At 61.9% G+C, this 25,719-nt stretch carries 23 protein-coding genes; 19 read left to right on the top strand and 4 right to left on the bottom strand.

Annotated features, from left to right (window positions below):
* The 13 genes from JYP46_RS08455 to JYP46_RS08395 all read left to right on the top strand — a co-directional run bounded on the left by JYP46_RS08455 (position 1) and on the right by JYP46_RS08395 (position 15,149).
* A complete protein-coding gene (locus JYP46_RS08455) occupies positions 1–2,307 on the top strand; it encodes an EAL domain-containing protein (protein ID WP_206547833.1) in 2,307 nt (768 codons plus the stop codon).
* Positions 2,308–2,472: 165 nt separating this feature from the next.
* The gene (locus tag JYP46_RS08450; protein WP_206544213.1) at positions 2,473–3,258 is read left to right on the top strand and encodes an N-acyl amino acid synthase FeeM domain-containing protein; all 786 of its coding nucleotides are present in this window, start codon (positions 2,473–2,475) and stop codon (positions 3,256–3,258) included.
* 63 nt (positions 3,259–3,321) lie between these two features.
* A complete protein-coding gene (locus tag JYP46_RS08445; RefSeq protein WP_113152975.1) occupies positions 3,322–3,996 on the top strand; it encodes a Crp/Fnr family transcriptional regulator in 675 nt (224 codons plus the stop codon).
* 319 nt (positions 3,997–4,315) lie between these two features.
* Positions 4,316–6,292: an AMP-binding protein gene (locus tag JYP46_RS08440; protein ID WP_206547832.1), complete on the top strand. Its 1,977-nt coding sequence runs from the start codon at positions 4,316–4,318 to the stop codon at positions 6,290–6,292.
* Positions 6,289–7,113 (top strand): ABC transporter ATP-binding protein, encoded by an 825-nt coding sequence (locus tag JYP46_RS08435; RefSeq protein ID WP_113152973.1) that lies wholly within the window; start codon positions 6,289–6,291, stop codon positions 7,111–7,113. The genes JYP46_RS08440 and JYP46_RS08435 overlap by 4 nt, the downstream gene beginning before the upstream one ends.
* A 19-nt stretch (positions 7,114–7,132) precedes the next feature.
* Positions 7,133–8,092: a branched-chain amino acid ABC transporter permease gene (locus tag JYP46_RS08430; RefSeq protein WP_206544211.1), complete on the top strand. Its 960-nt coding sequence runs from the start codon at positions 7,133–7,135 to the stop codon at positions 8,090–8,092.
* 3 nt (positions 8,093–8,095) lie between these two features.
* Positions 8,096–9,172 carry a branched-chain amino acid ABC transporter permease gene (locus JYP46_RS08425; RefSeq protein ID WP_113152971.1) on the top strand — a complete coding sequence of 359 codons (1,077 nt, stop codon included), beginning with the start codon at positions 8,096–8,098 and terminating at the stop codon, positions 9,170–9,172.
* Between the two features lie 72 nt (positions 9,173–9,244).
* Positions 9,245–10,564 (top strand): ABC transporter substrate-binding protein, encoded by a 1,320-nt coding sequence (locus tag JYP46_RS08420; protein WP_206547831.1) that lies wholly within the window; start codon positions 9,245–9,247, stop codon positions 10,562–10,564.
* A gap of 71 nt (positions 10,565–10,635) precedes the next feature.
* On the top strand, positions 10,636–11,475 hold the full coding sequence (locus JYP46_RS08415) for an ABC transporter ATP-binding protein (protein WP_206544209.1): 840 nt from the start codon (positions 10,636–10,638) through the stop codon (positions 11,473–11,475).
* A 219-nt stretch (positions 11,476–11,694) separates the two neighbouring features.
* On the top strand, positions 11,695–11,922 hold the full coding sequence (locus tag JYP46_RS08410; RefSeq protein WP_113156012.1) for an aa3-type cytochrome c oxidase subunit IV: 228 nt from the start codon (positions 11,695–11,697) through the stop codon (positions 11,920–11,922).
* A gap of 80 nt (positions 11,923–12,002) precedes the next feature.
* The gene (locus JYP46_RS08405; RefSeq protein ID WP_206547830.1) at positions 12,003–13,325 is read left to right on the top strand and encodes a Re/Si-specific NAD(P)(+) transhydrogenase subunit alpha; all 1,323 of its coding nucleotides are present in this window, start codon (positions 12,003–12,005) and stop codon (positions 13,323–13,325) included.
* On the top strand, positions 13,325–13,750 hold the full coding sequence (locus JYP46_RS08400; RefSeq protein ID WP_113152968.1) for a proton-translocating transhydrogenase family protein: 426 nt from the start codon (positions 13,325–13,327) through the stop codon (positions 13,748–13,750). The genes JYP46_RS08405 and JYP46_RS08400 overlap by 1 nt, the downstream gene beginning before the upstream one ends.
* Before the next feature lies 1 nt (position 13,751).
* Positions 13,752–15,149 (top strand): NAD(P)(+) transhydrogenase (Re/Si-specific) subunit beta, encoded by a 1,398-nt coding sequence (locus tag JYP46_RS08395; protein ID WP_113152967.1) that lies wholly within the window; start codon positions 13,752–13,754, stop codon positions 15,147–15,149.
* A 164-nt stretch (positions 15,150–15,313) separates the two neighbouring features.
* On the opposite strand, the gene JYP46_RS08390 is transcribed toward JYP46_RS08395, so the two are convergent.
* From JYP46_RS08390 to rpsU, 3 genes are all read right to left on the bottom strand, one after another.
* Complete coding sequence (locus JYP46_RS08390; protein ID WP_113152966.1) at positions 15,314–15,799, bottom strand: DUF992 domain-containing protein; 486 nt, start codon at positions 15,797–15,799, stop codon at positions 15,314–15,316.
* Positions 15,800–15,939: 140 nt separating this feature from the next.
* On the bottom strand, positions 15,940–16,770 hold the full coding sequence (locus JYP46_RS08385; RefSeq protein WP_162742200.1) for a tetratricopeptide repeat protein: 831 nt from the start codon (positions 16,768–16,770) through the stop codon (positions 15,940–15,942).
* A gap of 251 nt (positions 16,771–17,021) precedes the next feature.
* The gene (gene rpsU, locus JYP46_RS08380) at positions 17,022–17,249 is read right to left on the bottom strand and encodes a 30S ribosomal protein S21 (RefSeq protein ID WP_007008828.1); all 228 of its coding nucleotides are present in this window, start codon (positions 17,247–17,249) and stop codon (positions 17,022–17,024) included.
* A 249-nt stretch (positions 17,250–17,498) separates the two neighbouring features.
* Between rpsU and JYP46_RS08375 the strand changes: the two genes are divergently transcribed.
* The 6 genes from JYP46_RS08375 to JYP46_RS08350 all read left to right on the top strand — a co-directional run bounded on the left by JYP46_RS08375 (position 17,499) and on the right by JYP46_RS08350 (position 24,274).
* The gene (locus JYP46_RS08375) at positions 17,499–18,584 is read left to right on the top strand and encodes a hypothetical protein (protein ID WP_206547829.1); all 1,086 of its coding nucleotides are present in this window, start codon (positions 17,499–17,501) and stop codon (positions 18,582–18,584) included.
* A gap of 146 nt (positions 18,585–18,730) precedes the next feature.
* Positions 18,731–19,984: a sarcosine oxidase subunit beta gene (locus tag JYP46_RS08370; protein WP_206547828.1), complete on the top strand. Its 1,254-nt coding sequence runs from the start codon at positions 18,731–18,733 to the stop codon at positions 19,982–19,984.
* 118 nt (positions 19,985–20,102) lie between these two features.
* Positions 20,103–20,396 (top strand): sarcosine oxidase subunit delta, encoded by a 294-nt coding sequence (locus tag JYP46_RS08365; RefSeq protein ID WP_206547827.1) that lies wholly within the window; start codon positions 20,103–20,105, stop codon positions 20,394–20,396.
* Positions 20,396–23,380 (top strand): sarcosine oxidase subunit alpha, encoded by a 2,985-nt coding sequence (locus tag JYP46_RS08360; RefSeq protein ID WP_206547826.1) that lies wholly within the window; start codon positions 20,396–20,398, stop codon positions 23,378–23,380. Before JYP46_RS08365 ends, JYP46_RS08360 begins: the two co-directional genes overlap by 1 nt.
* The gene (locus JYP46_RS08355; protein WP_206547825.1) at positions 23,373–23,915 is read left to right on the top strand and encodes a sarcosine oxidase subunit gamma; all 543 of its coding nucleotides are present in this window, start codon (positions 23,373–23,375) and stop codon (positions 23,913–23,915) included. Before JYP46_RS08360 ends, JYP46_RS08355 begins: the two co-directional genes overlap by 8 nt.
* Positions 23,916–23,977: 62 nt before the next feature.
* Positions 23,978–24,274, top strand: a complete 297-nt coding sequence (locus tag JYP46_RS08350) for a hypothetical protein (RefSeq protein ID WP_206547824.1) — start codon at positions 23,978–23,980, stop codon at positions 24,272–24,274.
* Here JYP46_RS08350 and JYP46_RS08345 read toward each other — a convergent pair.
* Positions 24,271–25,692 (bottom strand): MFS transporter, encoded by a 1,422-nt coding sequence (locus JYP46_RS08345; RefSeq protein ID WP_206547823.1) that lies wholly within the window; start codon positions 25,690–25,692, stop codon positions 24,271–24,273. The two genes, JYP46_RS08350 and JYP46_RS08345, sit on opposite strands and share 4 nt — an antisense overlap.
* Between the last annotated feature and the right edge of the window lie 27 nt (positions 25,693–25,719).

Below are 25,719 nucleotides of genomic sequence, written 5' to 3'. Positions count from 1 at the left end.
GTGAAAAACTCTAAGAACAGCATACCGGAAGACGTCTACGTTGGGTACATCCGTTCGTTGTTTCAGGACGTCGGAGTACTGCCCGTAGGCGCGGCTTGCTATGGCCTGATTGCGCTTCTTCTCTACTATAAAACCGGCCAGGCCGCGCATCTGTTCTTCGGACCGGGCATGTTTGCCGCCGGCCTGTGGCGTTATTTCAAGATCACGCGCGTCGATCACGATCTGATCTCTGATTACCCCTCGGCGCTTGCCTGGGAAAACCGCTATCTGTGGTGGGGCAGCCTGCACGGCCTTGTGGTTGGTGCGTTCGGCTTCTTTGCAATCGTCTGGTCGAGCGACAATTTCAGTGAACTCGCCGCTGTTTCCGCCATTCTCAGCGGCACAATCACCATTGCCGGGCGCAATTACGGCTCCCACAAAATGGTGTCGATCCTGACGCTCACCATCGTCTTCCCGATGGCGCTCGGCCTGATGCTGAAGGGCGATTTCTATCATTTCGCGCTTGGCCTTTTCATCGCGCCCTTCATGCTGGTGGTCACCAAAATGGCGGATCTGGTGCGCACCGTGCTGTTCACGGCGATCAGCGAGGAAAAGCGCTCCACGCGCCTGGCGCAGCGTTTCGACCGGGCGCTGAACACCATGCACCACGGCCTTCTCATGCTGAACAATGAGGAGCGGGTGGTGGTCAGCAACACCCAGGCCGCCGAAATGCTGGGCTTCAAAACACCGGAGCAGATGCTTGGCCGCACGCTCAAATCGCTGCTGATGCGCGGCGTGGCGAGCGGTCTCCTGTCCCAGCGTGATTACGACTATGCAGAAGAGCACCTTTCGAAGGCCCTGCGCGAGGGCCGTAACCGGAAGGTCCTGCTGCGGATGACCAATGGCCGTCACTTCGAGTTCGCCGCGCGCGAAGGCCATGACGAGGTCGGTGTGCTCACCTTTGAAGAGGTGACAAGCCGTGTGGAGGCGGAAGAGAAGATCCGCTTCATGGCGCGCTATGACAGCCTCACCAGCCTGCCCAACCGGGCCTATTTCCATGAAAAGGTTTCCGAGGCCATGGCTGCGGGCGATCAGGATCGCCTGTGCGGTCTGGCCGTTCTCGACCTCGACGATTTCAAGACGGTGAACGACACGCTCGGTCATCCGGTCGGCGACGGGCTGATCTACGCCATGGCGGAGCGGCTTTCCGCTTTTGAGAGCGCCAATGTGCGCATCAGCCGCTTTGGCGGCGATGAGTTCATGCTCTATTTCAATCAGGTGGAAGACGAGGCGGAGTTCGCCCGTCAGTTCGAGCAGATCTTCTCGTCGCTCAGTGGTGAAGTCGATGTTGCCGGCCACGCGATGCGCATCCAGTCGAGCGGTGGCGCCGTGGTTGTTCCTGTTCGCTCCAGCGATGTGGATTCCATGATCGTCAAGGCCGACCTTGCGCTCTACAAGGCCAAGGAGCTCGGCAAGAACGGCTGGAGCCTGTTCGAGACGGAGATGGATGTTGCCTTCCGCAACCGCCAGGTGATGAAGGCCGACCTCAGAAGCGCCATTGAGGCGCGCAGCCTGCGGGTTGTCTACCAGCCGATCGTGGACGCCCACACGATGCGGATCGCAAGCTGCGAGGCGCTGTGCCGCTGGGATCACCCGGATCTTGGTCTCGTGTCGCCGGCCATCTTCATTCCGCTTGCCGAGGAAATGGGGCTGATCTCCGAAATCAGCACCATCGTGCTGGAAGCGGCCTGCAAGGAATGCGTGACATGGCCCGAACATGTGGGCGTTTCGGTCAACCTGTCGGCCAAGGATTTTCGTTCCAGTGACGTGATCGGCAAGGTGGAGCGCGCGCTCGAGAGGGCAGGGCTGCATCCGGCGCGCCTCGAAATCGAGGTGACCGAGACCGCGCTTCTGAACGACACCGAAGCCACGGTGCGCTACATCAACACGCTCAAGAAGCTTGGCGTTCGGATTGCGCTCGATGATTTCGGCACCGGCTATTCTTCACTCAGCTATTTGCACACCTTACCGCTCGACAAGGTCAAGATCGACGGCAGCTTCGTTGCCAATCTGAAGGAGGGCGAGCGTTCGCTTCACCTGCTTCAGGGCGTTGTGGACCTGTCGCGCAAGCTCGGCCTCGATGTGACCGTCGAAGGCGTCGAGCGTTTCGACCAGCTCCGCCTGCTCGAAAGCCATGTGAAACCCGATCTTTTACAGGGTTTCCTCTTCGGCGCAGCGCTCACGGCTTCCGGCATCGAGACCATGGCGGAAGTGAAGCAGTCCTTCCCCGCCCATTCCCCTTCCGGCACCAATCGCGCATCTGTCTGACAAGGCGTGATTCTTTGCTTTGCAATGGCGTTTGCCCGAAAAGCTTTTGTTAAGGTTAATAAAACCTAAATATAATTCGTACGAATTTCAGCTTTACATAAACCGTGAGGGGTTTACGCTTGAAATGTACGAGAGGTTGTAAAAGTCGACGTGGGGCATGCGGCAATGGTCACGAGTACCGGCCTGGTCGGCCTAAAACCGGGGGCGGAGCGTTTCGTCCGTGAACCGGAAAGAAAATCCTCAAGCTTCATCGATGGTGTGATGGCGCTTCTGGAGCGCACGGAGTATCGCCGTTGCGATACGAGCGAAGATCGGGAAGAGATCTTTCACCTTCGCTATCGCTCCTATCATGCGCATGGCTTCGTGCCGGAGTCGGAGCGGCAGATCGTGAAGGATGATCTGGACGATCTTCCCAACTGCTACAATTTCGCTGTTTACATAGACAAGCGTCTGGTCAGCACTGTGCGTCTGCACCAGATCGACCATGACAATCCGCTTGGCCCCGTCACCAAGGGGTTTGGCGATATCATGTTGCCGCATATCGATGACGGCGAAACCTGTATCAATCCGAGCATGCTTGCGGCCGATCCGGACATCGCGCGCGAATACCGGGCGTTACCCTATGTGTCGCTGCGTCTGGTCATTGCTGCCTATGAGTATTTTCATTCAACCTATTGCGCCTGTCTGATCCGTCAGGAACACACGGCCTTCTACCGCCGCATCTTTGGCGCGCGTCAGATGAGCCCGGAGCGCGCATACCCGCCGATCAGCATCCCCCTGATGCTCTTTGGCGGCATCTGTTCCAAGGAATTCGGCCCGATTGTCGAGCGTTTTCCCTTCTTCCTGTCGACGAAATCCGAACAGCGGCTCCTTTTTGAGCGCCCGGCGCCCGGCCAAGTGGCGCCGCTGACCGTTCTCCCGACCGCGAAATATCTGCTCGACGCTGCCTGATCTATTTGCCATTCGCCGGGATCGCTTCTTGTCGCTCGCCGGCAGGCGGGTTATCGAAAAGACATGAGCATCAAAAAGGACATTGCAGCGGATGCCATCTGGTCTGTCGAACTGAGCGACGACGAGCTGGAGCGTGCGCGGCGCGGCCTGACGGAACGCCTGTTTTCCAAGGGAAGCTATATCTGTCACCGCGGTGACCGGCTGGACCACTGGACCGGCGTCGCCGAGGGGCTCATCAAGATCAGCGCGATTTCGGCTGCCGGCAAGGCAATGACCTTTGCCGGCGTGACCGATGGCGGCTGGTTCGGCGAAGGGTCGGTGCTCAAGGGCGAGCCGCGCCAGTATGACGTGGTCGCCATCCGCGACACGCGGCTCACCATGCTGTCGCGCCCGACCTTCATGTGGCTGTTTGAAAACAGCACCGGCTTCAATCGCTTCCTCGTGCGCCAGCTCAACGAGCGTATGGGCCAGTTCATCGCCACCATCGAATATGACCGCATTCTCGGGCCGAACGCCCGTGTGGCGCGCAATCTGTCGTGGTTTTTCAATCGAACGCTCTATCCGCGCGCCGGCAACGCCATCGAGATCAGCCAGGAGGAACTGGGCCTTCTGGCCGGCGTTTCGCGCCAGGTGGTCAATCGCGCCCTGCACGAGCTGGAAGACGAGGGGCTTCTCAAGGCCGAGCACGGGCGCATCACGGTTGTCGATGCCGAGGCGCTGAGCCGCTACGATTCCTGACGGGAAAGTGCCGGACGGGAAAATGCTGATCGGCCGATGTGCAGCAACGTCCGGGCCTGTTCGGCAGGCGCAAAGGCGCGCGCCGTCCGGCTCCAAGATCAGCTTTAGACTTTGGTCTGAAAGATGCTTTTCGCGCTTCGGAAATACTGCCGCCTGCGCATAGACTTCCTCCAGTATAAAGACAAACTGGTGCGGTGTCTGTCAAGGGGCGTGTTGAATGGCTGCGGGTTTCGTGGAACCCTCAACCCAATCAATAGTCCGGTTCGGGGAGGAACCGGAACAACAGCGGATCTACCGCTGACAGTGGGAGGTAAGCGACTTGGCGCATACAGACGCGTCTAAGGATACGTTCGCCAAATATCTGCTCTTGAACGCCGAGCGGTTCCGCGACCGGCCGTCCATGCGTTTCAAGGACTATGGCATCTGGCAGAGCTGGACCTGGGCAGAACAGCTTGAGGAGGTCCGGGCTTTCGCGCTCGGCCTTCAGAAAATCGGCCTGAAGCGCGGCGACAAGATCGCCGTCATCGGCTCCAACCGGCCAAGGCTCTACTGGACCTTTGCCGCCGCCCAGTCTCTGGGCGCGGTTCCCGTGCCGGTCTATGCCGATTCCGTGGCGGAAGAGATGGCCTATGTGCTCAACCATGCCGAGGTCACCTTCGCCGTGGTCGAGGATCAGGAGCAGGTCGACAAGGTTCTCTCCATCTCGGATGAGGTGCCGCTGCTGACCGAGATCGTCTATGACGAGGAGCGCGGCCTCAGGGATTACGACCACACCCATCTTCATGCCTATGACAGCGTGCGCGAAACGGGCATGCGCCGCTTTGCCGGGGAGCCCGAGGCGAATGCCGGCTGGCTGGCCGAGATCGGGAAGGGGCGCGGGGATGACCTGTCGGTCATTCTCTACACCTCCGGCACCACCGGCCGCCCCAAGGGCGTGATGCTGTCGAACGACAATTTCGTGCGCTCGGCCATCAACGGCAACGCCTTCGACAATCTGACCGAGAACGAGACGATCATTGCCTATCTGCCGCTGGCATGGGTGGGCGATCACCTGTTCTCCTACGCCCAGTCTTATACGGCGGGCTTCTGCGTTGCCTGTCCCGAAAGTCCGGAAACGGTGAACGAAGACCGACGCGAGATCGCGCCGACCTATTTCTTCGCGCCGCCGCGTGTCTTCGAGGCCATGCTGACCTCAATCATGGTGCGGATGGAAGATGCCGGAAGGCTCAAGAAGGGCATGTTCGACTATTTCCTCGCCCATGCCGCAAAGGTCGGTGAGCGCATTCTGAATGGCGAGCAGGTCGGGTTCGTGGACCGGCTGAAATACCGGCTCGGCGAATTCATGGTCTATGGCCCGCTGAAAAACCGGATGGGCTTTTCGAACATGCGGGTCGGCTATACGGCCGGTGAGGCCATCGGTCCGGAACTTTTCTCATTCTACCGCTCGCTCGGGCTGAACCTGAAACAGCTCTACGGCCAGACGGAAGCCACCGTCTACATCACCGCACAGGAAGACGGAAAGATCCGTCCCGACACGGTGGGGCTGCCATCGCCCGAGGTGGAAATCCGCATCGCCGAGAGCGGCGAGGTGATGTATCGCTCGCCGGGCGTTTTCGTCGGCTACTACAAAAACGACGAGGCAACCCGCGAAACCAAGACCGAGGATGGATGGGTGCACACCGGCGATGCCGGCTTTTTCGACACCGACGGCCAGCTCAAGATCATCGACCGGGCCAAGGATGTCGGCAAGCTCGCCTCGGGCGCGCTGTTTGCGCCGAAATACATCGAGAACACGCTAAAATTCTTCCCCGACATTCAGGAAGCGGTGGCGTTCGGCCATGGGCGCGAATTCTGCGCAGCCTTCATCAACATTGACCTGCAGGCGGTCGGCAACTGGGCCGAACGCAACAACATCGCCTACGCGTCCTATCAGGAACTGGCCGGGCATCCGCGCGTCTATGAGACCATCGCCGCGCATGTGAACGAGGCCAATCGCAGGCTCGCCCGCGAGCCCCTGATGGCGGCCTCGCAAGTGAAGCGCTTCCTCGTTCTGCACAAGGAGCTGGATGCCGATGACGGCGAGCTGACCCGCACCCAGAAAGTGCGCCGCAAGTTCATCGCCGAGCGTTACGGCGAGCTGATCGAGGCGCTCTACGATGGCTCGACGGAGAAGTTCGTGGAAACCCAGGTCACTTATGAGGATGGCCGCAAGGGCGTCATCCGCGCGACGGTCAAGATCGTCGATGCCGAGATCCATGAGGTTCCGGCCGAAAATGTCCGGGAGGCTGCCGAATGAACCCGCGCCCCGATCCCAATGAGCTCACCGCGCCCGATGACGGCATTGCCAGGGGCGGTGTGCTTCTCGACGTGAAGAATGTCTCGCTTTCCTTCGGCGGCGTGAAGGCGATCACCGACATTTCGCTGAACGTTCTGAAGGGCGAGATCCGCGCCATCATCGGTCCCAATGGCGCCGGCAAGACCTCGATGCTCAACGTCATCAACGGTTTCTACACGCCGCAGGAAGGCACCATCATCTTTCGCGGCAAGGAGCGCCGATCCATGAAGCCGCATCAGGCGGTGGGGCAGGGCATCGCCCGCACCTTCCAGAACGTGGCTCTCTTCAAGGGCATGTCGACGCTCGACAACATCATGGCCGGGCGTTCGGTCAGGATGAAGCGCAACATTGGCTGGCAGATGCTCTGGCATGGGCCTGCGCTGCGCGAAGAGATCGAGCATCGCGAAAAGGTCGAGGAAATCATCGACTTTCTGGAGATCCAGCACATTCGCCGCACACCGGTGGGCAAATTGCCCTATGGCCTGCAAAAGCGCGTCGAGCTCGGCCGCGCACTCGCCATGGAGCCGACCCTTCTTCTCCTCGACGAGCCCATGGCGGGCATGAACCTCGAGGAAAAGGAAGACATGAGCCGGTTCATCATCGACGTGAACCAGCAGCGCGGCACCACGATTGCGCTGATCGAGCACGATATGGGCGTGGTCATGGATCTGTCCGACCGCGTGGTGGTGCTCGATTACGGCAAGAAGATCGCCGACGGCCCGCCTGACGAGGTGAAAAACAATCAGAACGTGATCGACGCCTATCTGGGTGTCCCGCACTAGGCGGCGAGGGGAGGAACGTATGGAATTCTTGAACGATGTTCTGGTGCAGCCCTTCGCCGATATGGCTGCGGCTCCCGATTTCCTGCTTCAGGTGCTCTGGGAAGGGCTCGTCGGCGGGGTGCTTTACGCGCTGATCGCGCTCGGCTTCGTGCTGATCTACAAATCCTCGCGCATCTTCAATTTTGCCCAAGGCATCATGGTGGTGTTTGCCGCGCTGACGCTGGTGGGCCTCTATGAAAAGGGCGTTCCCGCCCTGTTGGCGCTGCCGCTCACGCTCGTCGTCATGCTGATCCTTGCGATGACCATCGAGCGCGTGGTGCTTCGGCCGCTGGTCAACCAGCCCGACATCATCCTGTTCATGGCGACCATCGGCATCACCCTGTTTTTGATCGGCTTCGGCGAACTGATCTTCGGCGGCGAGAACAAGGTGATGATCACCGAGCAGCTCTTCATCCCGACCGGCAGCATTGTGTTCGAGCCGTTTGGCGGTTTCGTCTCCATCGAGGAAAAGGATTTGACGGCGGTCATCGGAGCCATGGTTCTCGTGGCGGCTCTTCTGGTCTTCCTCAACAAATCCAAGATCGGCCGGGCCATCCGCGCGCTTGGCGATGACCATCAGGCCGCGCTGTCCGTCGGCATTTCGCTCTCCACCATCTGGGTGATCGTCTGGTTCATCGCCGGTGTCATCGCACTCGCCACGGGCATTGTCTGGGGCGCGCGGGCCGGTGTGTCCTTCGCGCTGGAGGTCATCGCCTTCAAGGCGCTGCCGGTGCTCATGCTCGGCGGTCTGGAAAGCGTGATGGGCGCGATCATCGGCGGGCTGGCCATCGGCATTCTGGAAAAGGTCTTCGAGATCTACTGGGGCCAGCCGCTGCTTGGCGGCAACACCGAAGCGTGGTTCGCCTACATGCTGGCGCTGCTCGTGCTTCTCTTCCGCCCGCAGGGGCTGTTTGGCGAAAAAATCATCGAGCGGGTGTAATCCATGTTTTACCGCACAGCAGGCCAGTTCAAGACCAGCTATGAAGCCGATCACGCGCTGTTTCCGGTGCGTCAGGATGCGATCCTGCTCGGCGTCATCCTGATCTTCGCCTTCGTCATCTTTCCGTTCACCGCAAGCGAGTTCGCGTTTCGCGCACTCCTGATCCCGGTGCTCATCTATTCGCTGGCAGCCCTCGGCCTCAACATCCTCACCGGTTATGCGGGGCAGCTGTCGCTCGGCACCGGCGCATTCATGGGCGTGGGTGCCTATGCCTGCTACAAGCTCGTCTCAATCTTTCCGGAGATGAACATCGTCGTGGCGATCGCGCTGTCGGGCTTCTTCTCGGCGGCCATTGGCGTGCTGTTCGGCCTGCCATCGCTGCGCATCAAGGGCTTCTATCTGGCCATCGCCACGCTGGCGGCGCAGTTCTTCCTCGTCTGGCTGTTCCAGAAATGGGCCTGGCTCTACAATTACAACGCCTCCGGCGCGATCCAGGTGCCCAATATCGATCTGTTCGGCATCACGGTCGCGGGGCCGCGCGCCACGGCCATGGCGCAGTATTATTTCGTTCTGTGCGTGGTCTGTGCGATCACCTTCTTCGCCATCAACATCACGCGCGGCCGCATCGGGCGCATGTGGAAGGCGGTGCGCGACATGGACATCGCCGCCGAGCTCGTGGGCATCAACCTGATGCGCACCAAGCTGATGGCCTTCTTCGTGTCGTCCTATGTGGTGGGCATTGCCGGGGCGCTGTTCGTGTTCCTGTGGCGCGGCGCGGCGGAAGCGAACCTGTTCGACATTCCGCTCTCGTTCCGTGTGCTGTTCATCGCCATCATCGGCGGGCTTGGCTCGATCCTCGGCAATTTCCTCGGGGCGATCCTGATCGTGGCGCTGCCGGTCATCATCAGCAGCGTGCCGGGGGCCTTCGGCATCCCGGTCGATTCCGCCATGGTCGAGCACCTGAACATCATGATCATCGGCGCGCTCATCATCGCCTTCCTGATCATCGAACCGCACGGTCTGGCGCGTTTCTGGGCCATGATCCGCGAAAAGTTCATTCTTTGGCCCTTCCCGCACTAGGCGGGCAGGGGGCATCAAACGGGGATTGTTCGCCCCTTCCTTTTGAAGAACGGAACAAGTGGAGGAGACAGTATGAAGAGAATGCTCAAAACTGCGATCCTGTCGTCGGCGCTCATGATGGGCGTTGGCATTGCCGGGCCTGCCATGGCGCAGGACGATAGCATCTACATTCCGAACCTGGCCTACCGCACAGGCCCGTTTGCGGCCACCGGTACGCCGCTGATGAACGGTCAGCGCGATTACATCACCCTGCTCAACGAACGTGATGGCGGGCTGAACGGCGTCAAACTCGACTATGACGAGTGCGAGACCGGCTACAACACCGAAAAGGGCGTCGAGTGCTACGAGAAGACCAAGGCGCGGGCCGTGGTCACGCAGCCCTGGTCCACGGGCATTACGCTTCAGGTTCTGCCGAAATCGAATGTCGACAAGATCCCGATTCTGGCTCCCGGCTACGGCTTCTCGCCGATGGCCGACGGCAAGGTGTTCCAGTGGGCCTACAACCCGCCATCGTCCTACTGGGATGGCGCGTCGATGATCCTGAAGAACATTTCCGACGGCAATCTCGACAGTCTCAAGGACAAGAAGATTGCCTTCCTGCACCTCGATCACCCCTTCGGCAAGGAGCCCATTCCGCTGCTTGAAGTGCTGGCCGAGAAGCACGGCTTCGAACTGGTGCCGATCCCGGTCGGTCTGACCGAGATGCAGAACCAGTCGGCGCAGTGGCTGCAGATCCGCCGTGAGCGTCCGGATTTCGTGGTCATGTGGGGCTGGGGCGCGATGAACGCCGGCGCCATCACCGAAGCCGTGAAGACGAAATATCCGATGGATCAGTTCGTCGGCGTCTGGTGGTCCGGCCATGATGGCGACCTGAAACTGGTTGGCGAACAGGGCAAGGGTTATCGCTCCATCTCGTGGAGTGTGCCGAATTCCGAAGCCCCGCTGATGGCCGACATCAAGAAATATGTCGTCGATGCCGGCAAGTCGCAGATCAACCAGTCCGAGGGCGAGTTCGACTCCGTGTTCTATCAGCGCGGTCTGATGATCTCCGTGATCCTGGTCGAAGGCATCAAGGCCGCTCAGGAAGAGTTCGACGTTCGCACGCCGAGCCCGGAGCAGCTGCGCTGGGGGCTGGAGAACATCAATCTGGATGAAGCCCGCCTGAAAGAGCTGGGCGCGGATGGCATGCTCGTGCCCTTCAGCACCTCCTGCTCCAACCACACGGGCCATGGCGGCGGCTGGATGCTGCAGTGGGACGGCGCAAAGTTCGTCAAGGCGTCCGACCTCCTGACGCCCGACCGCGCCGAGATCGAGCCGCTCGAGCTTGAAAAGGCCAAGGAGTATGCCGAGGCGAATGCGCCCTGGCCGGTCAATGAAGAGTGCAAGATGTAGCACCTTCTGCCGCCGCTCCCCTTCAATGCCCCGACGGGGAGCGGCGATCCGCTCAAACAGGACATGCAAGCATGACGACCACAGCGCCAGCATCACCGGCAGAAGCCGCAGAGCAGATCCTTGAAGTCAACAATATCGAGGTGATCTACGATCACGTCATTCTGGTTTTGAAGGGCGTTTCGCTCTCGGTGCCGCGCGGCGGCATCACGGCCCTTCTGGGGGCCAATGGCGCCGGCAAGACCACGACGCTGAAGGCGATCTCCAACCTGCTTCACGCAGAGCGCGGAGAAGTGACCAAGGGATCCATCCTGTTCGGTGGCGATGAGGTGCAGAACCTCTCGCCCAATGATCTGGTGCGCCGGGGCTGCATTCAGGTCATGGAAGGGCGGCACTGTTTCGGCCATCTCTCGGTCGAGGACAATCTCCTGACGGGCGCTTTCACCCGTCGCGACGGGCAGGCCGCGATCCGCGAGGATCTCGAACTCGTCTACACTTATTTCCCGCGCCTCAGGGAGCGGCGCAACTCGCAGGCCGGTTACACATCGGGCGGCGAGCAACAGATGACGGCGATTGGCCGGGCGCTGATGTCGCGCCCGAAGATGATCCTGCTTGACGAACCCTCCATGGGGCTCGCGCCGCAGCTGGTCGAAGAGATTTTCGAGATCGTCAAACAGCTCAATGAAGAGCAGGGCGTGTCGTTCCTGCTGGCCGAGCAGAACACCAATGTGGCGCTGCGCTATGCAAAATACGGTTACATTCTGGAATCGGGACGCGTGGTGCTGGATGGCGAGGCCAAGGCCCTGCGCGAAAACGAAGACGTGAAGGAATTCTACCTTGGCGTCGGCGGCGAGGGACGGCGCTCCTTCCGCAATGTGAAGCACTACAAGCGGCGCAAGCGCTGGCTTTCCTGACGCCCGGGCTGGCTTTTCTCATCTGGCAGTGAGATTGCGCGCCTCCATTGCGGCGGTGTGCCGACGATTTGTTCCAAAAAGCGTACCGATTGGGCCAAAACGGTTCTCCCAAACCGTTTGAAAGCGCATCTGGCTGTTTATCGGGCAATCCTCCCATTGCCCTTGCGCCATCTTTTCGCTATCTCCCAAGACCAATTCTATTCCGATGGGGTTTTTGTGATGGCAGAGAATATGCCGGCCGGACCGGCCGAAACGGGCGCAGAAATGGACTACGCCGAGCACGAGAAGACCTACAATCTCTTCCTGGCCGTCATCAAATATTCAAGCCTGGTGATCGTCGCCATTCTGGTGGCCATGGCTTTTGGTTTCTTCACCCCTGCTGGCTTTTTCTCCAGCACCGTTCTCTTCATCCTCATCACTGCGCTGGGTGTCTGGCTGCTGCCCTGAAGCAGTCATCCGCTACAACAAACGGGGCTGCCGCCGCAGCTCCGTGACCGGGAGGACGGTCCAACCGAAAGGATATGACGGTGGGACAAAGCATATTTGTGCCTAAAGAAGTTGACGTTACGGAAGGTCGCGTTGCGGTCTCTCCCGAAACGGTCAAACGGCTTGCTGGACTGGGTTTCGACATTGTCGTCGAGAAGAACGCAGGCGAGCAGTCGCGTATTGTCGATAGTGAATTTGAAAAAGCCGGAGCGAAAATCGGCAAGGCATCCGATGCCTCGAAAGCCGATGTCGTTCTGAAGCTGCGGCGTCCGACGCCGGCCGAAGTCAAAACCTACAAAAAAGGCGCGCTGGTTCTCGCCAGCATGGACCCTTACGGCAATGAGGGCGACGTTGCGGCCATGGCTGCTGCGGGCGTCACCGCTTTTGCCATGGAGTTCATGCCGCGCATCACGCGCGCCCAGTCCATGGACGTCCTGTCCTCGCAGGCCAACCTTGCCGGTTACCGCGCGGTGATCGACGCAGCCGCCGAGTATGATCGTGCGCTGCCGATGATGATGACCGCCGCCGGCACCGTTCCGGCTGCCAAGGTGTTCGTCATGGGCGCTGGTGTTGCCGGCCTTCAGGCCATCGCAACCGCGCGCCGTCTGGGCGCTGTCGTCACCGCCACCGACGTTCGTGCGGCTGCGGGCGAGCAGGTCCAGTCGCTCGGCGCGAAGTTCATCATGACCGAGGCGCTGAAGGATGCTTCCGGCGATGGCGGTTATGCCCGCGAGCTGACGGATGAAGAGAAGAAGGCCCAGGCCGAACTCGTCGCCGAGCACATCGCCAAGCAGGACATCGTCATCACCACGGCGCTCATTCCGGGCCGGCCCGCGCCGCGCCTCGTCAGCACCGACATGGTCAAGTCCATGAAGCCGGGCTCCATCATCGTCGATCTGGCGGTCGAGCGAGGCGGCAATGTGGAAGGCGCGAAGGCGGGTGAGGTCGTCACCACGGCCAATGGCGTGAAGATCGTCGGTCACCTCAATGTGCCGGGCCGTGTGGCTGCTTCCGCCTCGCTGCTCTACGCCAAGAACCTCTACACCTTCCTTGAGACCATGGTCGACAAGGAGAAGAAGGAACTCGCCGTCGACATGGAAGACGAGCTGGTGAAGGCCACCATGCTCACCCATGACGGCAAGGTGGTTCATCCCAATTTCGTCGACACCGTAAAGCCGGTGGCCAAGGCGGCCGCGCCCAGGAAGGCCGCGCCCAAGAAGGCGCCGGCCCGCAAGCCCGCAGCCAAGGCTGCAGCAGGCGCGGCGACGAAGAAAACAGCGGCCCAGAAAACGGCAGCAAAGCCTGCTGGCGCGTCCAGCGCTGCCGACAAGCCTGCCGCAGCCAAATCGGGGGGAGAATCCTGATGGAACCAACCGCACTAGAAAAGGCGCTCGACCAGCTCGACAGCGCCGGGGCGAGCGTTCGCGCCGCCGTTGAAAGCATGCAGTCGGCCGAAGTCGCCGATGCAGCCAGCGCACTCGCGCATGCCGCATCCGGCGGGGCGATCGACCCGTTCGTCTTCCGCTTCGCGATCTTCGTACTGGCGATTTTCGTTGGCTACTACGTTGTCTGGTCGGTGACGCCGGCGCTGCACACGCCGCTGATGTCGGTCACCAACGCGATCTCCTCGGTGATCGTGGTCGGTGCGCTGCTCGCCGTGGGCATCTCCGCTTCCGGGCTTGCCACGGGCTTTGGCTTCATCGCGCTCATCCTGGCGTCGGTGAACATCTTCGGCGGCTTCCTCGTGACCAGCCGCATGCTGGCCATGTACAAGAAGAAGGACAAGTGACGTGAGCGCCAATCTTGCATCCTTCCTCTACCTCGTTTCCGGCATTCTCTTCATCCTCGCGCTGAGGGGCCTGTCGCATCCCACCACCAGCCGTCAGGGCAATGTCTACGGCATGGTCGGCATGGCCATCGCCATCGGCACGACGCTGCTCTACGCAACGCCCTCCTTCGGCGGGTTCGTGCTCATCGTGCTCGGCCTCGCCATCGGCGGCGGCATCGGCGCGGTGATTGCAAAGCGCATCGCCATGACCGCGATGCCGCAGCTCGTGGCTGCCTTCCACTCGCTGGTCGGTCTGGCCGCCGTGATGGTTGCCGCCGCGGCGCTCTATGCGCCGGAAAGCTTCGGCATCGGCACGCTGGGCGCGATCCACGCGCAGGCGCTGGTCGAGATGTCGCTGGGCGTTGCCATTGGCGCGATCACCTTCACTGGCTCCATCATCGCCTTCCTGAAGCTCGATGGCCGCATGTCCGGCAAGCCGATCCTCCTGCCCATGCGCCATGTGGTGAATGCAGGTCTGGCAATCGCGCTGGTCGTTCTGATCGTGCTGCTCGTCACCACGCAGAGCACCTCGATCTTCTGGCTGATCGTGATCGCCTCGCTCGTGCTCGGTGTACTCATCATCATCCCGATCGGCGGTGCTGACATGCCGGTCGTCGTGTCCATGCTCAACTCCTATTCGGGTTGGGCCGCAGCCGGCATCGGCTTCACGCTCGGCAACCTCGCGCTCATCATCACCGGCGCGCTGGTTGGCTCTTCCGGTGCGATCCTGTCCTACATCATGTGCAAGGGCATGAACCGCTCCTTCATCTCGGTCATTCTCGGCGGCTTCGGCGGCGAGACGGCAGCGGCTGCAGACGATGGCATCGAGCGCACGGTCAAGCAGGGTTCGGCAGACGATGCCGCCTACCTGATGGCCAATGCGCAGAAGGTCATCATCGTGCCCGGTTACGGCATGGCCGTCGCCCAGGCGCAGCATGCGCTGCGTGAGCTGGCCGACAAGCTGAAGGAAGCCGGTGTCGAGGTGAAATACGCCATTCACCCGGTTGCAGGCCGCATGCCCGGTCACATGAACGTTCTGCTCGCAGAGGCCCAGGTGCCTTATGACGAGGTGTTCGAGCTCGAAGACATCAACTCCGAGTTCGCTCAGGCAGACGTTGCCTATGTCATCGGCGCGAACGACGTGACCAACCCGGCCGCGCGTGACGACAAGACCTCGCCGATCTACGGCATGCCGATCCTCGATGTGGACAAGGCGCGCACCTGTCTCTTCGTCAAGCGCTCGCTCGGCTCCGGCTATGCCGGCATCGACAACACGCTGTTCTACAAGGACGGCACGATGATGCTTCTGGGCGACGCCAAGAAGATGACCGAAGACATCGTCAAGGCGATGGATCACTAGAGCAGTTCCAGGAAAAGTGGGAACCGGTTTTCCGCCCGGAATTGCGCAAAGACAGTGAATGAGAGCGCTTCCGCGATTCAACGAACAGTGGAAGCGCTCTGGACAAAAGAAAGCCCGGCCTGAAGCCGGGCTTTTTTATTGGTGCCGGGTGGGGCAGGGAGGGCTCACTCGGCAGCAGAGGTCGAACGCAGCTGGAATTCGCTGACGCCAAGGGCGACGTTGAGCCCGGTCTTGCCCTCAAGGCTCACCGGCTGCAGCATCAGGCTCTCGCTCTCCTTGGTGACAAGGATGTTTGCACCCGCACCCAGGCCTGCTGCGATCTCCGCGCTCACGCCGGCATAGTCGCCCTCAAGCGCGCCCGGCGCATAGGCGTCCGCCGTCGGGGCCAGAACCAGCCACTGCATCTGCGTGGCGTCCTTCACGCCCACATCGATGCCGAACTTGTTCACCACGCCCACATAGGTCTCCGGCGGGCGCTCGTCACCGGCGGGCTCGAAGGTGCAGGCCAGTTCCTGGGAAGAGGCGATCACAACGCCCGCGCCGCCTTCGATCACGCAGTCCAGAACGCCGACCTCGACGCGTTCCTGCGCAAAGGCAGGCGCTGCGGCTGCGGCGGTCAGGGCGGAAGCGAGAATGATTGCTTTTTTCATCACTGGAACTCCTTTTTCGTCCGGCCTCACAACCCGTCACGAAAGAGAAGGTTCCAGATTAAATTTGGTGACCATACGTCAACGGCCCGCGCGATGGCGGGCCGTTGAAAGAAGATCAGCAGTCTGCGAGTGCGTGAGAATCAGGCGCGGGTGCGCGCCAGACCATCGCGTGCGGGAATGTAGTCCGGATCGAGCTGAAGGGCGCGCGAATAGGACTTGGCAGCCTTCGCCCTGTCGCCGCGTTTCTCGTAGACAAGCGCCTGGTTTGCCCAGCTCTCCGCCACGTCCTTGTCGAGCCGGATGGCCGTGTTGAAGTCGGAGAATGCGTTCTCGTCGTCGCCCTGGGCGAGGTAGGAGAGGCCGCGGCCATTATAGCCATAGGGCTGATCGGGCGCGAGCGAGATCGCCTTGGCGAAATCCTCGATGGCGAACGGATGCTGGCCCGTAGCCTGATAGAGAAGGCCGCGACGGTAATAGGCGCGCGGGTCCGTCGTATCGAGCTGGATCGCACGCTCCAGATCCGCCAGCGCATCCGTGCTGCGGCCGGCCAGGCGATAGATTTCCGCGCGGCCGATATAGGCGGTGTCGTAATTGGGATCGAGCGAGATCGCCTGATTATAGTCCGCCAGCGCCTGCTGGTCGTTGCCCATATAGCGGTGGATCAGCGCGCGATTGGCATAGGCGTTTGGCGAGCGCGGATTAAGCGAGATCGCCTTGTCGAAATCCTTCAGCGCCTCCTGATAGCGCCCTGCACGTCCGTAAGCCGCGCCACGCATATTGTAGGCTTCGGGCTCGTTGGGTGTGCGGTCGATGACCGAGCTGAGCGACCCGATGTTCTGCGCAGAACCCTGAGCCGTATCCACACGGCTGATGTCCGTCGCCGGATTGGAGCCGGACTGGCAGGCGGCCAGCGGTAACAGGGCCGCCAGTGCGAGGCCGGCAAGTCCATGGCTGAGGGGGCGGGAACGCATGCGGCTGGGCCTCATGTCAGGGGGGCTCATGTTACGGGGGCTCATGTCACGAGGGCTCTGGGGGTTGGGCGAAGGCGCTGGGAAAAAAGTCATGGCTTTTAATGCCATAACCGAAGTGTCAAACCAAGCCATTGCCGTCCTCATGCAGAACTCCCATCCTCGTGCAGAGATATATGTAAGCAAAAACGCGGCGCGACCACAGGGTCGAACCGCGTTCGATACAGACAGAAATCGTCGAAAGATGGGCGCTGTTAGCGTGCGCCCGGACGACCGCCGACCAGACCTTCGCGCTGGGCGCGCTTGCGGGCCAGCTTGCGGGCGCGGCGAACGGCTTCAGCCTTTTCGCGGGCGCGCTTTTCCGACGGCTTTTCGTAATGCCCACGCATCTTCATCTCGCGGAAGATGCCTTCGCGCTGCATTTTCTTCTTCAGCGCGCGAAGCGCCTGATCAACATTGTTGTCGCGGACGAGTACCTGCACGTGGGTTTCCTGTCAGAACGTTGGTCTTCTAATTTTCAAAAGTGAATTCTGGTTTCCTCCGCCCATGGGCAGAGGTTTCCGCAGCCATATTCTGCCACGAATAGCGCTGGCTCATACCAGAACGGTATATTTCTGTCGAGCGCTTTCTTTCGCATTTTTTCCGGAAGCGCTCAACTGGCAGTTCCCGTTAACGTAGAGAAAAGGAAAGAGCACTACACAGGCGTGTCTTGTATATTGGAGTATATCGACATGTCGGAGAAGTATGGGCGGGCCGGCACTGGCTTAAAAACCAGCGTGATGAGGCTCGGTTTCGGCATGGCCGCTTTCGCATTGGTTGTTGGCTCGGCCGTCTATGGCGAACTCATCCATGGATATGGCCTGCTGCGCAAGGGGGATCCGGACTTCACGCCCTTCGGTCGCGCCCGGATTGGCATTTCCTTTCTGGCTGCACTTTTTCTTTTCATCGCGTTGAAGCCTGTCATGCGCACCCTGGAGGTCGTTCGGGGCGAGCGGGCGCAGGCGTTCTGGGGCATTGGTGTCGCTGGTGGGTTCCTTCTGGCGGTCGCCGCCGCCGTTCATTTCGTTCCCACCTCGTTGAATGATTTTGTGCGCGAGATGCAGCCGCTGGGCATGGCGACCGAGGTTCTGCTCATTGCGGCAGTCATCAGCTTCCTCGTTGCGGCCTGGCGGTCGCGCAGCGTGCGCGGCGCGCGCCTTCTCGGTGTCTTCCCGCCATGTCTCGTGCTGGCCGGCATGGCCGGCGTGGTGTTTCTCATTCTGATGGAGGAGATGTCCTGGGGGCAGCATTGGCTGGGCTGGGGTACGCCCGATCTCTTCAGCAAGAACATCCAGAATGAAACCAACATCCACAATTTCTACACCTACCAGTTCGAGGCCATCTACTACACGAGCGCGATCTTCTGCTTCGTGGTCCTGCCCTGGTGCTGGCCGCGTGGTGCGGGCGGTCTCTTCGGTCAGGTGGAGCCCTATATCCCGCCGCGCATCTTCGCGCTTTTCGGGCTGCCCGTGGCGTCACTGATGTTCGAATCCTGGAACATCGTGCCCTATCAGGTCTGGTTTTTCCTGGGGCTGCTGATCTGTCTCGATATCGTGCGCCAGCTCAAATCCTCCGAGCTGCGCCTTGCCGCCATCGCCCTTGCCGCCATTTATGTGTTCTCCAAGCTGGTGTTCATCATTCGCGGCGTCGACATGGTGGATGGATATGAGCTCTCCGAGGTGCGCGAGCTCTATATCTCGCTTCTTTTCCTGGCCTATGGCTGTCTGCTGGCGCAGCGTGTTCGCCGGCAGGCAGAGAGCCAGTATCTGGCTGCGTGACAACGGGTCTTCTTCAGCGCGAAATTTGACGCAAAACGGCAAGCGCCGTCGCAATCAGCGCAAGCCATTGCGCGGGATTTCGTTACTGCTAGGCTGTGTCTGAACGCGCCCGGCTGCGGCGCGCTGCCTGCATTGCGGAGAGGCCCATGCGCAAATATTCCGTCTTCGCCATCGCCCGCGAGGCCATGCGTGGCCACAAGGGCTGGCCGGAACAGTGGTCCTCTCCCGAGCCGAAGAAGAGTTACGACGTCATCATTGTCGGAGCCGGCGGCCATGGGCTCGGAACGGCCTATTATCTCGCAAAGGAGCACGGCATCACCAATGTCGCCGTGCTGGAAAAGGGCTGGCTCGGCGGCGGCAACACAGGCCGCAACACCACCATCATCCGCTCCAATTATCTCTATGACGAGAGCGCGGGCATCTACGATCATTCCGTGAAGCTCTGGGACGGGCTTTCGCAGGATCTGAACTACAACGTCATGTATTCGCCGCGCGGCGTGATGATGCTGGCGCACAATGTGCACGATGTGCAGGTGTTCAAGCGCCATATCCACGCCAACCGGCTGAACGGCGTGGACAATGAGTGGCTGACGCCTGAAGAGGCGAAGGCCTATTGCCCGCCGCTCAACATTTCGCGCGAGGCGCGCTATCCGGTCATGGGTGCAGCGCTGCAGCGGCGCGGCGGCACGGCCCGCCATGATGCGGTTGCCTGGGGCTATGCGCGGGCAGCCGCCGCGCGCGGCGTCGACATCATCCAGAACTGCGAGGTCACCGACATCAATCGCGGGCCAGACGGGGCCGTCACCGGCGTGGAGACCACGCGTGGAACCATCGGCGCGAAGAAGGTGGGCGTCGTCGCCGCCGGTCATTCCTCGGTGCTGATGCAGATGGCGGGCGTTCAGGTGCCGCTGGAATCCTACCCGCTTCAGGCGCTGGTGTCGGAGCCGGTCAAGCCGGTCTTCCCCTGCGTGGTCATGTCCAACACGGTCCACGCCTATATCTCCCAGTCCGACAAGGGCGAACTGGTCATCGGGGCGGGCACCGATCAATACACCTCCTACTCACAGACCGGCGGGCTGCACATCATCCAGCACACGCTCGACGCCATCTGCGAGATGTTCCCGATCTTCACCCGCATGAAGATGCTGCGGTCCTGGGGCGGCATTGTCGATGTCACGCCCGACCGTTCGCCCATTCTCGCAAAAACGCCGGTCAGCGGGCTCTATGTGAATTGCGGCTGGGGCACGGGTGGCTTCAAGGCGACGCCGGGCTCGGCGCATGTCTTTGCCCACACCGTCGCGCGCGACGAGCCGCATCCCGTCAACGCGCCTTTCACGCTGGAGCGGTTCCGCAATGGCCGGCTCATCGATGAGGCGGCTGCTGCCGCCGTGGCGCACTAGCGCATCGGCCCGAAAATCGGAAACGATCTTCGGAAAGCACGATGCGCAGATTCAACAGGTCAGAGCGACCTTTGTGCGTCCGAATGGACGCACGGCGCTCTAAAAACAAGGGGATCACATGCTTCTCATTCACTGCCCCTATTGCGAAGAAGGCCGGCCTGAGCTGGAGTTCCGCCATGCCGGCGAGGCGCATATCGCCCGGCCTGAAAACATGGCCGAACTGTCGGATGAAGATTTCGAGCGCTTCTTCTTCATTCGCTCAAACCCCAAGGGCATCGTCTATGAACGCTGGCGGCACATCCATGGCTGCGCCCGGTTTTTCAATGCCGCGCGCGACACCGTGTCGGACCGGTTCCTGACGACCTATAAGGCAGGCGAGCCCAAACCTGATCTAGACGGGGAGGGCAAGTGATGGCTCAGCCTTTCCGCATCGCCACCGCCGGCAGGCTCGGCAAGGCCGATCCCGTTCGTTTCACCTTCGATGGCAAGTCCTTCGAGGGGCTGCATGGCGACACGCTTGCATCGGCCCTGCTTGCCAATGGCGTGCATCTTGTCGGCCGCTCCTTCAAATATCATCGCCCGCGCGGCATGGTCTCCGCCGGTGCGGAAGAACCCAATGCGCTGGTCGGCGTTCACCGTGATGCAGCACGCAGGGCGCCCAATGTGCGGGCTACGGTTCAGGAAATTCATGAGGGGCTCAACGCGGTGTCACAGAACCGCTGGCCCTCGCTCTCCTTCGATGTCGGTGCGCTCAACGATCTGGCGTCGCCCTTCTTCTCCGCCGGGTTCTACTACAAGACCTTCATGTGGCCGAAGGCTGCCTGGGAGCGGGTGTACGAGCCCTTCATCCGGCGCGCCGCCGGTCTTGGCGAAGCGCCCGACCGGCCCGATCCGGATTGTTATGCAAACCGTTTCGCCCATTGCGACGTTCTTGTCATCGGCGGTGGGGCTGCCGGGCTTTCGGCAGCGCTTGCTGCCGCCAATGCCGGTGCGCGCGTCATTCTGGCCGACGAACAGGCGGAAACGGGCGGTGCTCTGCGCTATGAGACCGGCGCGATGATCGACGGCATGCCCGGCTGGAACTGGGCGCAGGCCGTGACGGCGGATCTCGCCGCGCGCGACAATGTCCGGCTTCTCACCCGCACCACGGGTTTCGGCTATTACGCGCAGAACATGGTGGGGCTCGTCGAGCGGCTGACCGATCATCTGGTCAGTCCGGCCACCGATCAGCCGCGCGAACGGCTCTGGCAGGTGCGGGCAAAGCGTGTCGTGCTCGCCACCGGTGCCATCGAGCGGCACATGGTGTTTCCCGACAATGACAGGCCGGGCATCATGCTGGCGTCCGCCGCCCGCACCTATCTGAACCATTTCGGCGTCACGGTGGGGCGCAATGTGGCGATCTACACGGCCGGGGACAGTGCCTGGCAGGCTGCTCTGGACCTGAAGCGTTCCGGCGTGAGCATTGCCGCCATCGTCGACTGCCGGCCCGATCCGCAGGGGCCGCATGTGGAAGAGGCCCGCCGGCTTGGCATCGAGTGCCTGACGGGGCATGCCGTCACCGGCACGGGCGGGCGGCTCAGGGTTTCATCCATAAAGGTACGACCGGTTTCCGGCGGCGCGGAGCGCACGATCGCCTGCGATGCGCTTCTGACCTCGTCTGGCTGGACACCGGCCGTCCACCTCTTCTCGCAGTCGCGCGGCAAGCTGGCCTTCGATGCGGAAACACAGCGCTTCCTGCCGGGCAATGCCGTGCAGGAACTGGTCTCGGTTGGCGCGTGTGCGGGCAACATCGATCTTGGCGAAACCGTCGCCGAGGCCCTGAAGGCCGGGCATGAGGCCGCCGGTGGCGTGGCCCGCAAGCTGCCAAAACTTGCGGCCGACAGCACCGAGCGCTGGTCCGGCGGCATGCTGGGTGCGGGCGAGGGGGCCGGAGCCGAAAGCACGGCCAAGGCTTTTGTCGATTTCCAGAACGATGTGACCGCGAAGGACATCCGCCAGGCGGTGCGCGAGGGCATGCGCTCCATCGAGCACGTCAAGCGTTTCACCACCACCGGCATGGCGACCGATCAGGGCAAGACATCCAACATGCACGGGCTCGCCATTGCCGCCGAGATGCTGGACCGGCCGATCCCCGAAGTGGGGCTCACCACGTTCCGCGCGCCCTACACGCCCGTCACCTTCGGTGCGCTTGTGGGGCACGGCAAGGGCCGTCTGTTCGAGCCGGTGCGGCGCACGCCCATGCATGACTGGGCGGAGGCGCACGGGGCCGTGTTCGAGGATGTCGGCCAGTGGAAGCGCGCATGGTATTTTCCGCAAGCCGGTGAAGACATGCATGCAGCGGTTGCCCGCGAGTGCCGCACGGTGCGTCAGAGTGCGGGCATTTTCGACGCCACCACGCTTGGCAAGATCGAGGTCGTCGGGCCGGATGCCGCGCGCTTCATGGAGCTGATGTACACCAACCCGTGGCAGAAGCTCGGCGTCGGGCGCTGCCGCTATGGCGTCATGCTGCGCGAGGACGGGTTCATCTATGATGACGGCGTGGTGGGGCGGCTCGCCGAAGACCGCTTCCACGTGACCACCACGACCGGCGGCGCGCCGCGCGTGCTCAACCACATGGAAGACTATCTCCAGACCGAGTTCCCGGATCTGAAGGTCTATCTGACCTCCACCTCGGAGCAATGGGCGGTGATCGCCGTTCAGGGGCCGAAAAGCCGCGACATCATCGCCCCGCTGGTGGAAGGCATCGACCTCTCCGACGATGCGATGCCGCATATGTCGGTGCGCGAGGGGATGATCTGCGGCGTTCCCACGAGGCTTTTCCGCATGTCGTTCACCGGCGAGCGCGGTTTCGAGATCAACGTCCCGGCCGACTATGGCCGCGCCGTGTGGGAGGCCGTCTGGGCGGAAGGCGAAAAGCACGGGGCCTGCGCCTACGGCACTGAAACCATGCATGTGCTGCGCGCCGAAAAAGGCTTCATCATTGTCGGGCAGGAGACCGATGGCACCGTAACGCCCCACGATGCGGGGCTTTCATGGGCCATTGGCAAGAAGAAGACGGATTTCGTCGGCATGCGCGGCCTTGCCCGGCCGGATCTCGTGGCTCCCGGTCGCAAACAGCTCGTGGGCCTCAGGACGCGCGACCCGAAAACCGTTCTGGAAGAGGGCGCGCAGATCGTCGCCGATCCGGACGCCCCGGTTCCCGTGCCCATGCTCGGCCATGTCACCTCCTCCTACTGGTCGGAGAATTGCGGCCATTCCATCGCGCTGGCGCTGGTGGCAGGCGGACATGAACGCATGGGCGAAACCCTCTACGTGCCAATGCCCGAAGGCGCGATCACGGTGGAAGTCACCTCCACGGTTTTCTTTGACGAGAAGGGAGCGCGCACCAATGGCTGACGCAATCGCCCGCACAGGCGCGCTCGAAGGGCGCTTTCTCAATGATGAAGGCATCACGCTGGTGCGTGCGGAGCCGGCCACGCGGCTTTTGCTTCGCGCACCCGAAACGGCGCTAAAACCGCTGTCGAAGGCGCTCGGGCTCGACCTGCCGCAGCGCCCCAAAGCGTCGGTTTCAGGCGGCAAACGCGCAGCGCTTTGGCTCGGTCCCGACGAATGGCTGGTGATCGATGAGAATGGCGGCGACCTGATGGAGGACTGCGCCTCTGTCAGCGCGTTTCACTCCGCCGTCGATGTCTCGCACCGCAACACGGCGGTGCTTGTCTCCGGCCCGCGTGTCGAGGCGGTACTCAATGCCGGCTGCCCGCAGGATCTCTCGCTTGACGTCTTTCCCGTTGGCGCATGTTCACGCACGGTGTTCGGCAAGGCGGAGGTCATTCTGTGGCGCACGGAGAGGGACGCTTTCCGTGTGGAATGCTGGCGCTCCTTTTCCGACTATGTCTTCATGCTTCTGGAGGCAGCCTCGCGCGACCGGTAATCGCTGAAAGATTGGAACCGGACGGGCTGTCTCGTCATTGACCCTGAAAAGGGATGATTTCGATGCAGCCTGACCCCAAGAAGCCAAAACCTGAAACCGAAAGCGAACGCGCGGCCAGGGAAGAAGCCCTTGAAGAAGGGCTTGAGGATAGTTTCCCGGCAAGCGATCCGGTTTCCGTCACACGCACGACCCGCACCGGCGCACCTGCCGAATTCGCCAAAAAGCCGGCGCGCAGAAAGCTGGATGACGAGGAACTGGAAGAGGAGCTGGAGGAAGGTCTCGAAGACACCTTCCCGGCCAGTGATCCCGTTTCCGTCACCTCGACCACCCATACGGGCCGTCCGAGGCGGGATGACTAATCTCCTGCCGCAACCTCGCGGGCGAGCCGCCAGGCAGCAGCAGCGCCAAGCACGGCCAGCGGCAGGAAGCTGATGAACACCCAGATGGCCACCGGCTGCATGGCTGCCGGCGTTTGCGCTTCCGCGAAGCCCGCCAAGTTGGCGATGATGCCGGAAAGGGCTGCCCCCAGCGCGAAGGCGATCTGCTGCGTGGTCGGCATGGCGGCCGATGCGCTGTCGCGCTCGTCTCCGGGCGCTGCCGCGACCACACGGCGGATCAGAAAGCCCCACATCATGCCGAAGCCCGCGCCCTGCGCGATCGACAGAAGCACGATGGCTGAGAGCGGCCCCTCCGCCATCGCCGGCCCGAGCAGGGCAATCGCCAGCACGATCAGCAATGCGCCACCCTTGATGACCCGCACTTCGCCCTTTGCGCCCACGCCGGCAAACACCACTGCCATCGTGCTCCAGGCCACGGCTTCCGCCGCCATCACATAGCCCGCGCCCAGTGCCGACATGCCGTGAATGCGCTGCAGGAAGAATGGCCCGTAGACGGTGAAGGACATGATGGCCGTTCCGAGCGCCAGATTGGCGATGAAGCCGCAGCCAACCACCGTGCGCGGGTCGAAGGCGCGGGTGGGGAACATTTTGTCGGTCGCGCGGCTGCCGTCACGCTTCAGGAACAGATAGAAGAGCAGCGCGCCCGCCGTCACCAGCGGCAGCGAGATGCCGGGCGTCACATAAATGCCGGCGGTCGCAACCGCCAGAACGGCGAGTGACAGGAGCGCGAGCCGCACCACCGGAAAGCGCTGCGCCGTTTCCGAGGCCCCTTTGGTCGGGCGCATGAACAACGGCACCAGAACCGCCAGTAGAACCGCCTGTATCGCGAAGGTCCAGAAGCCCCAGCGCCACAGGCCCATATCGGCGAAGAAACCACCGATCATCGGCCCGCAAAAGGCGGATGCGCCCCATATGGCCGACATCAGGGCGATCAGCCGCGGCCACATCTCTTCCGGGAAAAGGCGCTGGGTCGCCACATAGGTAAGCGCCACCAGAAGACCGCCGCCCACGCCCTGGCCAAAACGGCCAAGCAGCATGGCTGGCATGTTCGGGGCGAGCGCGCTGATCACGCAGCCCACCGTGTAGATGAGCGCTGCGATCACGAAAGCGCGGCGCAGGCCCGCCGCCGAGGCGATGAGTGCGGCAGCCGCCGCCGAGATGATGGAGCCTAAAAGGTAGAGCGACAGCGTCCAGCTCACCAGCCGGTCGCCACCGATTTCCGCCACCGCAGCCGGCATCGCCGTCGCCACCAGAAGCGTGTCGGCGGCGTGTAGCCAGATGCCGAGACATAAGAGGGCGAACTGCCCCAGCTGGCCGGTTTGCGAGATGGCAGCCCAGCCGGAATTGCCGGGCTGTTGCCCGGTGTCTGTCGTGCTCATGATGTGCCTCGTCTGGTGCGCCGGGCC

The sequence above is a fragment of the Nitratireductor aquimarinus genome, assembly GCF_017255295.1.
Lineage (GTDB): Bacteria > Pseudomonadota > Alphaproteobacteria > Rhizobiales > Rhizobiaceae > Nitratireductor > Nitratireductor aquimarinus.
This window is presented reverse-complemented; position numbering and strand designations above follow the sequence as displayed.

What these genes read in the sequence shown, in the direction of transcription:
- JYP46_RS08370 (WP_206547828.1), top strand. Translation starts at nt 18,731, where the DNA reads ATGCGCAAATATTCCGTCTTCGCCATCGCCCGCGAGGCCATGCGTGGC.
- JYP46_RS08430 (WP_206544211.1), top strand. Translation starts at nt 7,133, where the DNA reads ATGGAATTCTTGAACGATGTTCTGGTGCAGCCCTTCGCCGATATGGCT.
- JYP46_RS08420 (WP_206547831.1), top strand. Translation starts at nt 9,245, where the DNA reads ATGAAGAGAATGCTCAAAACTGCGATCCTGTCGTCGGCGCTCATGATG.
- JYP46_RS08365 (WP_206547827.1), top strand. Translation starts at nt 20,103, where the DNA reads ATGCTTCTCATTCACTGCCCCTATTGCGAAGAAGGCCGGCCTGAGCTG.
- JYP46_RS08415 (WP_206544209.1), top strand. Translation starts at nt 10,636, where the DNA reads ATGACGACCACAGCGCCAGCATCACCGGCAGAAGCCGCAGAGCAGATC.
- JYP46_RS08435 (WP_113152973.1), top strand. Translation starts at nt 6,289, where the DNA reads ATGAACCCGCGCCCCGATCCCAATGAGCTCACCGCGCCCGATGACGGC.
- JYP46_RS08345 (WP_206547823.1), bottom strand. Translation starts at nt 25,692, where the DNA reads ATGAGCACGACAGACACCGGGCAACAGCCCGGCAATTCCGGCTGGGCT.
- JYP46_RS08385 (WP_162742200.1), bottom strand. Translation starts at nt 16,770, where the DNA reads ATGCGTTCCCGCCCCCTCAGCCATGGACTTGCCGGCCTCGCACTGGCG.
- JYP46_RS08390 (WP_113152966.1), bottom strand. Translation starts at nt 15,799, where the DNA reads ATGAAAAAAGCAATCATTCTCGCTTCCGCCCTGACCGCCGCAGCCGCA.
- JYP46_RS08400 (WP_113152968.1), top strand. Translation starts at nt 13,325, where the DNA reads ATGGAACCAACCGCACTAGAAAAGGCGCTCGACCAGCTCGACAGCGCC.
- JYP46_RS08355 (WP_206547825.1), top strand. Translation starts at nt 23,373, where the DNA reads ATGGCTGACGCAATCGCCCGCACAGGCGCGCTCGAAGGGCGCTTTCTC.
- JYP46_RS08425 (WP_113152971.1), top strand. Translation starts at nt 8,096, where the DNA reads ATGTTTTACCGCACAGCAGGCCAGTTCAAGACCAGCTATGAAGCCGAT.
- JYP46_RS08360 (WP_206547826.1), top strand. Translation starts at nt 20,396, where the DNA reads ATGGCTCAGCCTTTCCGCATCGCCACCGCCGGCAGGCTCGGCAAGGCC.
- JYP46_RS08450 (WP_206544213.1), top strand. Translation starts at nt 2,473, where the DNA reads ATGGTCACGAGTACCGGCCTGGTCGGCCTAAAACCGGGGGCGGAGCGT.
- JYP46_RS08375 (WP_206547829.1), top strand. Translation starts at nt 17,499, where the DNA reads ATGTCGGAGAAGTATGGGCGGGCCGGCACTGGCTTAAAAACCAGCGTG.
- JYP46_RS08350 (WP_206547824.1), top strand. Translation starts at nt 23,978, where the DNA reads ATGCAGCCTGACCCCAAGAAGCCAAAACCTGAAACCGAAAGCGAACGC.
- JYP46_RS08445 (WP_113152975.1), top strand. Translation starts at nt 3,322, where the DNA reads ATGAGCATCAAAAAGGACATTGCAGCGGATGCCATCTGGTCTGTCGAA.
- JYP46_RS08410 (WP_113156012.1), top strand. Translation starts at nt 11,695, where the DNA reads ATGGCAGAGAATATGCCGGCCGGACCGGCCGAAACGGGCGCAGAAATG.